This is a genomic window from Salinimicrobium soli (assembly GCF_048323655.1).
GTDB classification, from domain to species: domain Bacteria; phylum Bacteroidota; class Bacteroidia; order Flavobacteriales; family Flavobacteriaceae; genus Salinimicrobium; species Salinimicrobium soli.
This window is the reverse complement of sequence record NZ_JBLUWW010000006.1, coordinates 251,909-265,465: the sequence shown is the minus strand read 5'-3', so window position 1 is coordinate 265,465 and position 13,557 is coordinate 251,909. Positions and strand designations below refer to the sequence as shown.

The window sequence follows — 13,557 nt, the reverse complement described above, 5'->3', positions numbered from 1 at the left end:
GTGCGGTCTTTCTTTTGACCTATATCAAAAAATGAAGAGATGTGAAGAGATCATAGTTTCCTTTTCCTGATCCGGCTCAAGGTTTCCTGTGACATTCCGAGGTAAGATGCAATGTGCCCCAGAGGCACTCTGTAGGTTATATCGGGATATTCGGTAAGCATATATTCATAACGTTCCTGGGCAGTCTGGAACTGTATGGCATTGATCTTCTGAACAACTTTAGTAAGCATTTCTGTTGCCAAAAGACGCCCCAGCTTTTCCATTTTATGATACCTGTCAAAAAGTAGGTCCAGGCGCTCCTTGGTAATAGACACTATAACAGAATCTTCCAATAACTCAAGGTAGTAAGTACTCGGACTCTCCTGAAAAAAACTCTCCAGGCTTGACATAAATCTGCCTTCTCCAAAGAACAATTGCGTGATCTCCTTGCCATCACTATTGAGGTAGTAATTTCTGGCTATTCCTCTTTCTACAAAGTACAGTCTCCGGCAAATTTTTCCCTGTTCCACCAGCACCTCATTCTTCGGAATCTCTTCCCTCTTAAAATTAGAAAGTATATCTGTTAGTTCCTCCTCAGAGAAATCTACAAGGCTTTTCAGAAATTCAGCTAATGTCATAAACCTTTCGCTTAATAGAAATTGGTCCCGAAATATTTGCAAAGAAGCTTATTGCCCCCGGAAAAATATAATTGTACTCAGGGTTTTGGTGAGAATTGTTATGTCCAGGAAAATATTGCGATGCTTGATGTAGTATAAATCATATTGAAGCTTCTCGAGGCTATCAGAATGACTGTTGCCATATTCACCCATTACCTGTGCCCAGCCGGTAAGTCCGGGTTTCACGAAGTGACGGGTATCGTAAAATGGAATAAGTTCTGACAATTCTTTTACAAAGACAGGTCTTTCGGGACGCGGACCAATAAGGCTCATCTCCCCTTTCAGAATATTCCAAAACTGCGGAAATTCATCCAGCCTGGATCGCCGCAGAAACTTTCCGAAGTGGGTGACCCGCACATCGTTCTTCTGGGCCCATTGTGCCCCGTTCTCTTCGGCATCCAACTTCATGGTTCTGAATTTCAGCATTTGAAAAGTTTTTCCGTGCCTTCCCACTCTTTCCTGGGTGTAGAACAATTTCCCTTTGTTTCCTAAAAGATTTCCGAAGTAAATGAACGGAACAAGACAAAGCCCTACCAGGAGCCCCAGCAGGGAGATAAGTATATCTGTCATCCTGTGAAAGAAAAGGTAGAATTTGTTGTCATTACTACGGCTAAAGGGAAAGAACTTGTAAAAATTCTTTTCTATATGCTGCACAGGTATGCGGAAAGTCTTCTCTTCATATACGTGGTTGTAGTCCTGAACCATAAACCCAGCATTCACAAGACTCATGATCTCCCTGTATAATTGCGGATTATTGGCCGAAGCGTCCATTCCGGAGATCAGCAATTCATCTACACCTTCACTTTTAATGGTCTTACTGAGTTCCCCTACAGAAAATGCTTTTAGGCTTATATTTTTACTAGTCCGGCTCAAGGGATCAATATATCCTATAATACTATAATTTGGATCCACCTGTTGTAGTTGTTCTGCTATCATTTCCACTTCCATCGGTGCTCCCACAATAAGGACCCGCCTATAAAACCGGGGAGAAGATATCAAACCAATATAGGCGTAGCGCCAAATGAGAAGGGCGGCAATAATAGCAACATAAAAATAAATGATCTGTAACCGGTTATCTGGCAGAACCGGAGTTAAAACAGGAGTAAGCAAAAAGAAAAGTACGGTGACAGAGGTCGTTAAAACCACATTTTTAAGGACCGTATAATGTTGGCTGGCTTTCTGAAGATCATATAATTCGAAGATACTTGAGAAAAGACTTAGATAAGCTGCCAAAACCACACTCCAGTGCCAAAACCTCTCAGAGATGCTGAAATATTCCAGGCGGAACAGAATCCCCACCACGTATAGGGTGAAAAGTACCCATACCACATCAAAAATTCGAAGTAGGATCTTGCGTTCTGAAACTACAAATTGCAGACTAGATTTCCGGGGCATGGAAAGTTTATTTCGCTGTAAATATAAGGAAGACTTTAAAGCCCTCAGGTCTAAATCCTGATTTTTAACAATGGCGTTCGATCTTTCCATAATCCCCCTACATGTTTTGGAATAATCAATTCCGGTTCTTCAATTATGGATCCTGGTAATAAACTTAATTCTGGCCCCATAAAGTCCTCCACCATCACCTTTTCATCTGGAAAAAGTAATGGATAGTAAATATTTTAAAATAAAGGGAGCTGAAACAGCAGCTAATCTAATAATAATCAGTCGATTATAAAAATAGAATTTCAGCTTTTTGAATAAGGAAAACTGATTTAACTTAGCAATTGGTGCCACTGAAGTTTTACTCTTTTCCAGTCGAAGTCTTCTGCTTTTTTCCTGGCTGCCGCAGCCAGGCGTTGAGCTTTGGCAGGTTCGGAGAGGAGTTCCTCAACAGCACGCGCCATTTTCACGGCATCACGTGGTGGTACTAACAAGGCATTTTTTTGTTCACTAAGAAGAAATGGAATACCGCCCACATCTGTTGAAACTATGGGCAACCCCAAAGCCATGGCTTCTATCACGCTGACAGGGGTATTGTCCACATTCGTGGTGTTTAAAAAAATATCGAATTGAGCGGCCAATTCGATCCAATGTTTCTTTTGCAATCGGCCCATAAACCGTACAGGCAGTTTTTTCTCCTCCGCCATCCTTTTACAGGCAGCCATGGAGGCGTCTTTTTCAGGTCCTACCATACAAAGTTCGGCATCAGGATATTTCATTAGCAGGATCTCCAGGACATGCAAAGCCAGCAATGGATTATATACTTTAGCAAAGGACCTTACCCAGAGTAGGTAGAGCTTTATATTTTTCCGTTCCTTATAAGGATAGTCGGAAAGTTGTATGCTATTGGGGATGTAAATAAGATTTCTGAATCCGGCTGCTTCAAAGCTAGCCATTAAAAATTGTGACGGCGCCACATTCTGATAGGCATTGGAGAACAACTTTGTCGTCTCCCTGGGGGATCTTTTAAGTCGTTGTGGAAGATTCCCACCCCGGAGAATGGGAATGTATTTTAGTTTAAACCTCCGGCATAAGTATCCTACTGCCGCGGCATACCAGAAATTGGTCGTACTATAGGTATCGATGAGGACATAATCTGCTGTTCTCCGGTTTCGGTACACCAGCAATAACATTTCTTTTAAGCGCTGTAGTTTTCCGGGATTTGCTGAAGCTGTCTTTACCTCATAGCCTTCCTCTCTCAATAGAGGTGCAAGTATGTCAACCGAAGTCGGTGTTCCCCCACGGTCTTGTAGTTCATTTCCGATATAAAGGAGGTGCTTTGTCAAGATTCTAATTTTTAGCCACTAATGCACTAATTCTATTTATTGTATAAACACCAAAAAAACCAAGTTATTCTAAAAAGCCAATGGCAAAAGGCTAACGGCTAAGAGCCTCTTATAATAAGAAATAATTGCGAATTGATATCTCTTATTATGATCGGAGTTCACTCCCATTCAACACCTCAATCCACTGTTCCTTTACCACTTCCCAATCAAAAGCCTGCACTTTTTGATTGGCGGCTTCTGCAATGCTTTTGGCTTTCTCCTGATCTTCGAGCAGATCTTCAATAGCAGTTACCATAGCATCTACATTTTTTTCAGGCACCAGGATACCGTCTTTACCCTGTTCGATCAAAAAAGGCATTCCGCCAACGTCGGTAGAGATCACCGGCAGCCCCAGGGCCATGGCTTCAATTACACTGATAGGTGTATTGTCAACATTGGTAGAGTTAATAAAAAAGTCGTAGTGAACAGAGAGTGCGGCCCACTCTTTCTTTTTTAATTTTCCGGCAAATTTAATAGGCAGGTGGTGTGTCTGGGCGTATCGCTGACACTTGGCCAGAGAACCGTCTTTCTCCGGACCAACCATGCACATTTCGGCATCGGGATAATCCTGTTGTATCTTTTCAAAGACCTTCACCGCCAGCATCGGATTATAGCGTTCCTGAAATCTTCTTACCCACAGAAATTTTGGCGCGAAATTTCCCCTTCTCTTGAAAGGATAATCTTCCAGGCTGATGGAGTTCGGGATAATTTTAATATTCTCAAAACCCGCCTTTTCAAAAATGTCGTACAGAAAGTGAGAAGGCGCTACGTTAAGTTTTGCGTTCCCAAACAAAGATCGCGTGAGGTTTGGTGATTTTTGGATGCGTTCCCGCAGATTACCACCATGAAGGATGGGGATATAAGGTAATTTCAACTGCTGGCAAAGCTTTCCAATGCTATAGGCATAGTAGAAATTCTGTGCACCATAAGTATCGATCAGAACGGTATCGGTCTCTTTTCGGTGTGCCCAAATAAGGGAGAGCATTTCCATAAGACGCATTGCCTTATTGTCCTTGCTGCTGGCGGTTTTAACCCAGTAACCTTCCTGCTTCAATACTTCGCTAAAAAAAGAAATATAGGTAGCCGTAAAAGTGGGATTCGATAAATTATTACCTATGTACAGGATTCTTTTTTTCATCAACAAATTTTAAACGACCAGCCTCTCCATTGGTTTTTTCTTTTGCACAGGCTGCTTTTTATCATCAACTATATATAACAATGCAAGACCGTAAACAAAGGCAGGCATAGCAATACGCATGGCAGAATGGTTGATGGTCAGGAACCAGAACGCAACGAAAGCCAAAAAATAGTAATTATTTTTAAACTTCAGCCAAAACAATAAAGGCACAAATATAAGAATTAGAACGGCCACGACACCCAACATTCCGTGTTCTGATAACAACCTGCTAATCTCACTGTGCGAGGCAATTTCAATACCTAATTCTTCCTTTCTAAAATCATAACCTTTCCCCACTCCAAGACCCAGGACCGGGTTATGGTAAAAACCTTCGAGTTCTGTTTCTACCAGTTCAGCCCGTCCTGTGGTAATATCATCTTTTAACTGTCCAGCTGCATTCCTGTTTGTATACCGATTAAAAATTAAACCACCCGTTTGGAAATTTGTGAAAATCCAGGAGAGAAACATTGCCAGTAAGAGTACTCCTACTTTGAAGTTGATTCGTGTTTTTTCAGCTGCTCCTTGTTTATAATACCATATAATAATAAAAGAAACAACACAGATAAAGGCAGTAATAACACCTCCTCTTGAAAAAGTGACCATAGCTCTGTAACTCATTACGCCCAGAAGGAATAAATCAACAATATTGATCCATCTTGTTCTAATGACAAAAAGCCGGGTCACCAATAAAAAAGCTCCCATCCCAAGTACGGTGGAAATTTGATTAGGACCATAACCTCCTGTGGCGGCATAATTGCCTGACATACTAATAAGAGATTGATCCAACCGGGGGGTGTAGAGGTGAAGATAAGCCATTGTGGTAATTAGGGGCATTAATAACATTATAATAACCTTCTCCATCTCATACCTCGTGATCTTCTTATAATAACAGTATAATGCCGATACTCCTAAGCATACAGGACCGGCAAGATTAAAAGCTATAGCTTTACGAAATACCGTGTCATAATCCAATGCCATAGATGCAATAATAATTCCGGGCATTAGCACTAAAAGATATATCCAGTAGGGTACTGTTTTTGATGAAGCTCCCTTAAAGAACATACCTATTAGCAAAAAAAGTATTACTCCGTACTTTCCTGTCTCATAAAAAATAGTTGCGCTGGTCATCCTCCAAAAAACCTCAGCACCAACAAGATATGCAGCTCCAAAAAGAGCTTCATTATTGCGGTTTTCATTCTGAATGGTTATGAACAGAAAATATCCAAATGCACCTAAGAAATGAAAAAAAGCTAATTTTTCGTAAGTGTTAACGGCAAATGCTATACCCAAATGCAGTAGCAGAATCCTGACGTATTCCGAGCTTATAGCTTTTTGAAAAACATCGTCTCTATATTGAAGAGCTGCTCTCATTCTTTCTATTAAATTCTCCCTTTTTTAGTCGTTAAAGTCGCAAAAAAACGTATCACTTCTGAAACGACCTTACCCTCAGTGTAATTGTTTTTAACTTTTCTTTCAAAACAGATTCTGTCTTTATCTCTTGCCAATAAATTGTGATAATAAAAATTCATTGCCTCTGCCAAAGCCTTGGGTTTTCCCGGCTCCACCAGAATACCACAATTTCCCAACACTTCCGGACACTCTCCTACCGCTGTACAGACAACTGGTAAGGCATTTAATCCGTATTCCAGAAGAGCCAGAGGCAAACCTTCTGATTTTGATGACAAAACCCCCAATTGAGCTTGTTTCAAAAACTGCTTCACATCCTTTTGCTCTCCATAGAGATAAACTTTATTCTCCATTTCGTTGTCTAAAAGGTACTTTTTTATTTCATCGTAATAAGGCCCTTCTTCAAACTTTCCTACCAGGTGAAGGGAAACATCGGGCTTATTTATAAAAGCTAATTTAAAGGCTTTTAATAAATTAATGTGATCCTTTTGTGGACGAAAATTGGCAATACAGAGAAGGTTAAATGTGCCTTTCCCTTTCAAAAATATTTCCCCGGAACAATTTTGTTCAGCTAAAAAATTGGTTACATAAATTACATTTTTAGCCCTAAGTTTTTCAATTGCCCAATCTTTAAGTTCAGTATTGACTGAAATTATTCCATTGAAAATATTGGAAAAAACATAAAGCACACCTGTTTTCCTGTCTTTGAGCTCTTTACCGTAGTGATCATGCCATACTAACTTTAATTTTGGGCACGTCATTTTCACCAATGCAGCAAAAAACCAGGAAGTCCCATGGGCCTGAATAAGATCTATATCATTTTTCAAGATATAATTTCTTAATCTAAATAAAGCTCTAAAATCTAATGTGGCTTTTTTCTTTAAAAACAGGAAACCAACAGAAGGATTTAATTTCTCTTTCAACAAACCTTCCGAACGGGTACAGCATAGAAATGAACCCTCGACCCTACTTTCCAAGGCATTGGCATAATTTACTGCCATGCGTTCGGCGCCACCGCTATGAAGACTATCTATGAGTTGTAATACGCGCACTATCCTGTTTGTTGTTTATGATTTGTTGTTTGTAATTCAAAACCTCCTGAATGGCACCTTCGAATTTTTCCAAAGTATATTGTTGACTCCATTGTTTAGCCTCTTTGGACATTCTTTGCATCTCCTTCTGATCTTTCATCAATCCTGAGATTTTATCTACATCCTTTATCCACTGCCCATTGCCAACTATTCTTTCTAACGAGCCTTTAGCTTTTAGCTTTTGGCTGTTGGCATTATTGGTCAATAGAATACCTCTATTCCCTTGATCGAGCATCCACGACACACAGCTTACAGGAGTGGCAATGGGAATACAGCCAAAGAACATACCTTCCGCAATGGCTTTGGGCCAGCCTTCAGATTTTGATGGCAAGATCACAAAATGTGCTTTTTGATAAGCACCCTTCAGTTCTTCTAAAGGTCGGGATCCTTTAAAGGTAACAAATTGCTCTAATTGTTTTTCTCTGACGTAGGTTTCCAGTTTTTCTCTTTCCGGACCATCGCCAAAAATCTCCAGGCTGACGTTTTTTGAGTTGGCAAGGATCTCCGGATCCGTGTCTCCTTTCAACCTCAAATTCAGTTGCTCAACTAACTTTACTGCTTCCAGCGGCTTCTTTCCTTCTACCAGGTTTCCAACGAATAAAAAAGTAAAGGGTTCGGAAAAATCCTTTTCTCCGACTGAAAATTTTTCGTCTTCTGAAAAGGATGCTGTGAAAAAAGATTTAATATTTCTGGTCTGCTCCGGCCAATCTCCATAGACCAGGACCTGCATTTTCCGGGTCAAAAATGTATTATTCAGGATCCATTTTTGAAGTGTATAGGACCAGGGTTGCTTTGAAGAAGGATCCCAATTTCCTGCATATTTCGCCGATTTAAGTTTTGAGGGGAAAAAGATCTGGCCAATACATGATAACAAACCAATATTTCCCGGACATCTCAAATGAAGGTGATCTGCACGTCGCATGGCCCCAAAAATCCGCAGAAAGATAAAGGGAATCCTTAGAACTGAGACTATAGTGTTAATAAAATTTAAAAAATTTAATGATAAAATTGGTGTAAAGGACAATTCATTATGATCATAGTGAATTCTTTGATCACTTCCTCCATAACCTTTTTTATCTACTCGTGAGTTACTGACCAATGGAGCAACAACCTCTACCTCTTCTACAAACTGAAACCACAGGTTCATTTCCCTTATATAAGGGGCATAGGCATAAAATTGGTTGCCTTTTTTGAAATGTTGGACATGGGTGAAGACGGCAAATTTCATCACAGGGACTTTTTTTGCAATAGCATACTGAGATGCATACACCTGAACAAATAGGTGTCTGACTGAGAAGACTTTTCCCAATCACTTCTGTGCCATTTTTTTGCTTTCTTTTCTTTATACTCCTCGGAAACCGGCATAAAATTCAACAAACTTGCATATTTTGCCTTCGCAAGGACCCCTCTTCTTTCTTTCACCTCAAAATTTTCCTGGAATTTAAAAAAGGTTTTTTTGCTAAAAGGCCACTCCCAGTCCTTATCAGATTGAAAAGGCCGGTACAACATCCTGAAAAACTTCATCGGTATACTGGTTTGAAGAGGATCATAACTTATGATTACCCCACCTACTGCCAGCTTTTTATCCAGTTGAGCGATCAATTCATCCACATCTTTAAAATGATGAAGTACCCCATAGGCATAAATGAGATCAAAATCACCTTCTTTAAAGTCCTTGGATAGAAAATCTACAACCTCAGCTCTTGCAGTTGGAATATTTTTCAAACGTTTCTCCAGGTACGTTATTCCGGTTGCACTTAGATCAATACCAAGGTAACTTTTAGAATTTGAAGCCAGGTAAAAACTAAGACTATTGCCTTTATAACATCCCAGATCCAAAACCTTCTTATTGGAAAGATCTCCAAACCACTTTTTGTGTAACTCATATATATCCCGCTCCACCTGCAGTTGTTTTTTGATCTTATTCAGTAAACCATTTCTAAAAAAAGACCAGATCCTGGTAGGTAGGTTCTTATGCTTGCTGTCATAGAATTCTCTCTGACGTTTATTGACGGCTGCTCGTTCTTCAGGATTCATGTTTCGGCTTATCAAATAAGAGGCTGCACCAACCAATAATTCTCCCGGTGCTCTCGGTCAAGGCTTCTATTCTCTTTGGGGTGTTTACAGCATTACCTAACCGCACCAAAGTTAATAATAAAGCTGTCGCATTCCATTTTAACCTGGCTTTTAATCCGGGTGAGGGATATTTAACCCTCCAGACATACCATCCGTTGCGAATAACCATTTTCCCATATTCAAATCGGTTAGGCCTTCCGGAGTCTTCATGATAGTGGTATAACCGGGCAGAGGTGTTAACATATAATTGTCCCATCTTTGACGCCCGTAGACAAAAATCCATATCCTCATAAAGTCCATACCCCTCAAAATAAGAAGAAAACCTGTTGTATTTGAACACCTCTGTTCTATACGATGCCACTCCTCCCATAAAAAATTCCACGGGATATGTCTGGCCAGATGGAGGCAAAAAACCAATAGAAAGTCCATTGGAAGCCTGTGGCATAAATCCGGGGGGCAGGTTACTCAGCAATCCTAATTTTCTCCTTAATGCATTACGACTGCCTAAAGGCCGCACCCAACCATCTATCTCATATTCTTCCGTTTTTATGGCTCCATCAGCCCTTCTCCAGTCTATAGTGTTATCAATAATATACCCCCCTACTCCAAGGGCATTGGGATAGTTATAGTAAGTGTTTAAGAGGTTTTCAAAAAAATCTGGTTTCAGAAGAACATCGTCATCTAAAAAACAGACTACCTCAAGATCGGCGGAAATTTGAGAAAGACCATAATTTCGCTGTTTTGTCAACCCCAGATCTTTCTTAGCTACTGGAAAATATTTAAGATCTTTAAATATCCTCTCATGGAGTATTTGCTTTGTAGAATCATCAGGCGAACCGTCCACGACTACAATCTCCCCCGGATAAAACGATTGATCTTCGATAGATTCCAATAATCGTCTTACCGCTAGTGGCCTCTTATAAGTACATATTATCAATCCAAAATCAATCATTCAGTATATTTCCTAATATAGTTCAATTCAGCATTTAATCCTGCAGCATTTATAATCTCAAGATTGGCGAAAGGCCACTGCTTCATATTCTTCCTTGCTTTAGCCTGGTTCAACAAAAAACTGGAATATCCCTCTCCTAATTGATTCTTTGAAAAGTAGGCCCGAATATTATCTTCCATCTCCGGATTTTGATACACCTGTACCCAGTTATTCGATTTAAACAATCTGTATCTCCCGTAAGGGTCGTTTTTTCGGACCATTCGTTTTATTAATACCTGGTCCACCTTTTCCCTGGCGGCCCATATTGGAAAACGAATAAAATCGGGAAAATTGAACGGTACCAGAGGAGCCTGACTTGTTGGAACTTTTTTCAATTCTTCGAATTCTTTTGCCTCTCTGAAAAGTTTTTTAATAAATCTAAAACTTAGGCGGGAATTAGGATGCATCCTACTGGCCATTCGAAGATTACCCAATGACATTGAAGGGCAAAAAGCCTTATACTTCCTGTTACAAATTAAGACTTGTTTTCCCATGGGAATTCTTGAGTGGGTGTACCAGGTAAAGAGTTCATCCACTAATTCAATGTATTTCAAATTATGGCTTTCGATCCGACAAAAAAGTTCCTCAAGGTCAGTTTTTAAGCTACTAATCAACTGCTCCCGTCCAAGGTTTGAATTTAGCTGTGACACTTTCCCTGGTGTATAACGTCGGGAAAACTGGTAAAACACCTCATTCTTCCATTCCTGAAAGCTCTCGGGATTATTCTCTTCCAGCTGATAGGGCTTCTGAAAAACGAAATGATTTATGAAATCACGAGGTTTTAGCTTCTTACCCGAAAATTTCTTTATTGTCCTTCCCGTTAACACTGTACTAAAGTCTCCTATTAATAAAGGAATGGATTTCTCTTCTGAAGTATTTTCCAGTATCTCTAACCACGAATTAAGGTACAGAGCTTCAGTATCGAGTGTATATTCCATAATCTTTTCGACATCAGGAAAATAAAGTTCAGGCTGAGAAAAACTCTTGAAGGATGCCTTTTTTAACCGAGCCAATCTATTGGCTATTTCGGTTTCATAATTGTCCTCTGCCCCATAAGTAAGACAATTTAATTCCTTATCTTCAGGTATAGCAGCTAAAAGCGTACGACTATCAATGCCGCCACTTAATGCTAGTTTTACACTTTTTGAATTATTCAGGAGAAACTTCACTTCTCTTTTATACGATCTCCAATAGTCACGGACCTGCTCCTTTTTAAGATCAGGAGAAGACAGGTTGTGATACAGCGAATTGTCATATTTTACTTCAGGATTCGCTTTATTCTGCTCGAATTTTATCCATTCCCCGGGTAACAACCGTCTGCAATCCTTTAAAATAGTCCTTCCTCCAATGGCAGAAAACTCCGGGGCCATGCACCTTTGGGTAATACCAACTTCATCAAATTCACCACCTGTAAAAATTCCCAATAAAATAATGCTGTTGCTTATAAACAACTCTTCCCCACTGTATTTATAGTATAGAGGATATATACCTATTACGTCATTAAAAAGGATTATTTCATTCAACTCCTTATCAACAACAACTGAAGAAAAAGAGCCAGTGACGTTTTCGGGTAAGGGCCATTTTCTAGAATACTGCTGGACAACTTTTTCTGTTGAGTTTACCCCGGGTGCTATATCCTGATCCAGATCCCTCATATAGCCCTCGGTTAGGCTCAAAAATCTATCTGTTTCAAAGACCGAATTCTCTTTTTCACAATACCATGTGTAATCTCCCACCTTTTTTTTAGTCAATTCAAAAGGTGTTTCTTTGGAAGTCTGGAACTGCCCTTCGCTATTAGTTAAAAGAAACTTCATCAATTTATCGATCTCAAAACGTACACTAAACCGGCATTTAGTATTTATTCAAAATTAATTTCTTTGCCCAAACCTCACTTTCTTTCCATTGCTTTTTCATACGCTGAAGGTACAATCGAGGATTTCTAATTTGCTGATTAAAATAATATTTCAAAAATAAGTGAGTCTTATAACCCAATAGCTGTTCAATAGAAAAATGTTGAAGTGCATAGACCATTATAGTGGGAGATGGTTTTGGGAGCGGAGGGGTAATTTCCCATTCTAAAACAGGTTTATGTCGAAATCCTCCTTCAGGTGCCTTTAAGTGTCGTATCTCAATATCAGGATCATAAATAATGTCACATCCGGCTTTTCTAAGTTGCATCCCAAAATCTTTATCCTCCCCGTACCCGTGTTCATAGGCCTCTGAAAATTTTACTTTTTCTAAGTAATCCCGATGAACGAAACTGTTACCGGCACCGAATGTGCCCCATTGTTTTTTCAGCTTATAGAGCTTTATCTCCCCCGGCTGTAAATAACTCGTAGTAAGACATCTTGCTCCCAATCGGTTTAAACTTCGTATAGATTTTTCTATAACCGTCTTGTCCAGTCTTTGATCATCATCTGAGAAAAACACCCACCTGGAATCAGTTCTTTTAATTCCAATATTCCTTGCCCGACAGACCCCGGGCATCATTAAAAACTCAAGGATTACCAAAAATGGCCAATCCCGGTCCACAATAAAATCCAGTTCTGAAGCAGTACCATTTATGCTTTGCTCCACCACTACAACCTTCTTGGGGAGTAGGGTTTGAACAGATAAATCCCCTAACACCTGCAACAGATATTTTTTGCGCCCCATTGTAGGAATCACTACATCAACGGAAGTATCGGATTCGGGCACTTTATTAGATCTAATGCCAAAATCGGAAAGGTCAGGTCTTTTATCGATAATCTTTGGATAAAACACACTTTTAAACAACGGCCATAAATATATCCTGCTTTCATATTTATATAGTGACCAGAATAGTATAAAGACCTTTATGTTAGTATAATTTTGTCTAACAAACCTAAACAGCTGGCCTTTGGAGGCTGAATAAGAAATAGGAAGTTTAGTCCTGTTCTGGATCAAACCAGGAGCACTATAGCAAAAAAGTGAATTTTGCTGTCCCGTTTTGGCAATGACATTTAGTAAATAGCTGAAGTTATGTATCCCCTGGGTTACCTGCACAAACTTTAAAAGAACTTTTCCCATTATCCCCCCGACATCACTGCTCATAAGCCACGACCCGTAACTAACATTTCTTTCAATATTTACGAAAGGTAATTGATCTACATAACCAATGTCCGGAGGTAAAAACATTTGATTTTGTCCATAGGACGCCATGATCAGGTCATGATGAAAAATTCCATCCCAGTTGTCAAGATCAAGATCTGGCACCAAGCTCTCTTCACACCACCCAATTACTTCATCTGGAAAATTCTGAGCCAACTCATAAAGAGCTGCTGAACATCGCTTACTTTTCAATTTGAGCACATTTTCCTCTAAGCCAATTATCTTGACTACCAAACCTTCATTTTTGTGAACCAGAATTTTCATA

At 39.7% G+C, this 13,557-nt stretch carries 11 protein-coding genes; all 11 read right to left on the bottom strand.

Features of this window, described 5'->3' with window-relative positions:
* Positions 1–50: 50 nt before the first annotated feature.
* Entirely contained in the window at positions 51–617 is a 567-nt protein-coding gene (locus tag ACNORC_RS14895; RefSeq protein ID WP_418336467.1) for a Crp/Fnr family transcriptional regulator, read from the bottom strand.
* 48 nt (positions 618–665) lie between these two features.
* Positions 666–2,141 (bottom strand): sugar transferase, encoded by a 1,476-nt coding sequence (locus ACNORC_RS14890; protein WP_418336466.1) that lies wholly within the window; start codon positions 2,139–2,141, stop codon positions 666–668.
* Between the two features lie 227 nt (positions 2,142–2,368).
* Positions 2,369–3,382: a glycosyltransferase family 4 protein gene (locus ACNORC_RS14885; protein WP_418336465.1), complete on the bottom strand. Its 1,014-nt coding sequence runs from the start codon at positions 3,380–3,382 to the stop codon at positions 2,369–2,371.
* A gap of 145 nt (positions 3,383–3,527) precedes the next feature.
* Positions 3,528–4,559 (bottom strand): glycosyltransferase family 4 protein, encoded by a 1,032-nt coding sequence (locus tag ACNORC_RS14880; protein ID WP_418336464.1) that lies wholly within the window; start codon positions 4,557–4,559, stop codon positions 3,528–3,530.
* Between the two features lie 9 nt (positions 4,560–4,568).
* Positions 4,569–5,969, bottom strand: a complete 1,401-nt coding sequence (locus ACNORC_RS14875) for an O-antigen ligase family protein (RefSeq protein ID WP_418336463.1) — start codon at positions 5,967–5,969, stop codon at positions 4,569–4,571.
* An 8-nt stretch (positions 5,970–5,977) separates the two neighbouring features.
* Positions 5,978–7,057 (bottom strand): glycosyltransferase, encoded by a 1,080-nt coding sequence (locus ACNORC_RS14870; protein ID WP_418336462.1) that lies wholly within the window; start codon positions 7,055–7,057, stop codon positions 5,978–5,980.
* Positions 7,032–8,324: a glycosyltransferase family 4 protein gene (locus tag ACNORC_RS14865; RefSeq protein WP_418336526.1), complete on the bottom strand. Its 1,293-nt coding sequence runs from the start codon at positions 8,322–8,324 to the stop codon at positions 7,032–7,034. The genes ACNORC_RS14870 and ACNORC_RS14865 overlap by 26 nt, the downstream gene beginning before the upstream one ends.
* The gene (locus ACNORC_RS14860; protein ID WP_418336461.1) at positions 8,324–9,133 is read right to left on the bottom strand and encodes a class I SAM-dependent methyltransferase; all 810 of its coding nucleotides are present in this window, start codon (positions 9,131–9,133) and stop codon (positions 8,324–8,326) included. The genes ACNORC_RS14865 and ACNORC_RS14860 overlap by 1 nt, the downstream gene beginning before the upstream one ends.
* On the bottom strand, positions 9,123–10,124 hold the full coding sequence (locus tag ACNORC_RS14855) for a glycosyltransferase family 2 protein (protein ID WP_418336460.1): 1,002 nt from the start codon (positions 10,122–10,124) through the stop codon (positions 9,123–9,125). The genes ACNORC_RS14860 and ACNORC_RS14855 overlap by 11 nt, the downstream gene beginning before the upstream one ends.
* Positions 10,121–11,977, bottom strand: coding sequence for an asparagine synthetase B family protein (locus ACNORC_RS14850; protein WP_418336459.1), 1,857 nt, complete (start codon positions 11,975–11,977; stop codon positions 10,121–10,123). The genes ACNORC_RS14855 and ACNORC_RS14850 overlap by 4 nt, the downstream gene beginning before the upstream one ends.
* 37 nt (positions 11,978–12,014) lie before the next feature.
* On the bottom strand, positions 12,015–13,556 hold the full coding sequence (locus tag ACNORC_RS14845; protein WP_418336458.1) for a glycosyltransferase family 2 protein: 1,542 nt from the start codon (positions 13,554–13,556) through the stop codon (positions 12,015–12,017).
* Between the last annotated feature and the right edge of the window lies 1 nt (position 13,557).

Coding starts and splice junctions, on each gene's coding strand:
- ACNORC_RS14855 (WP_418336460.1), bottom strand. CDS start 10,124: ATGATTGATTTTGGATTGATAATATGTACTTATAAGAGGCCACTAGCG.
- ACNORC_RS14865 (WP_418336526.1), bottom strand. CDS start 8,324: ATGAAATTTGCCGTCTTCACCCATGTCCAACATTTCAAAAAAGGCAAC.
- ACNORC_RS14895 (WP_418336467.1), bottom strand. CDS start 617: ATGACATTAGCTGAATTTCTGAAAAGCCTTGTAGATTTCTCTGAGGAG.
- ACNORC_RS14860 (WP_418336461.1), bottom strand. CDS start 9,133: ATGAATCCTGAAGAACGAGCAGCCGTCAATAAACGTCAGAGAGAATTC.
- ACNORC_RS14845 (WP_418336458.1), bottom strand. CDS start 13,556: ATGAAAATTCTGGTTCACAAAAATGAAGGTTTGGTAGTCAAGATAATT.
- ACNORC_RS14875 (WP_418336463.1), bottom strand. CDS start 5,969: ATGAGAGCAGCTCTTCAATATAGAGACGATGTTTTTCAAAAAGCTATA.
- ACNORC_RS14850 (WP_418336459.1), bottom strand. CDS start 11,977: ATGAAGTTTCTTTTAACTAATAGCGAAGGGCAGTTCCAGACTTCCAAA.
- ACNORC_RS14890 (WP_418336466.1), bottom strand. CDS start 2,141: ATGGAAAGATCGAACGCCATTGTTAAAAATCAGGATTTAGACCTGAGG.
- ACNORC_RS14880 (WP_418336464.1), bottom strand. CDS start 4,559: ATGAAAAAAAGAATCCTGTACATAGGTAATAATTTATCGAATCCCACT.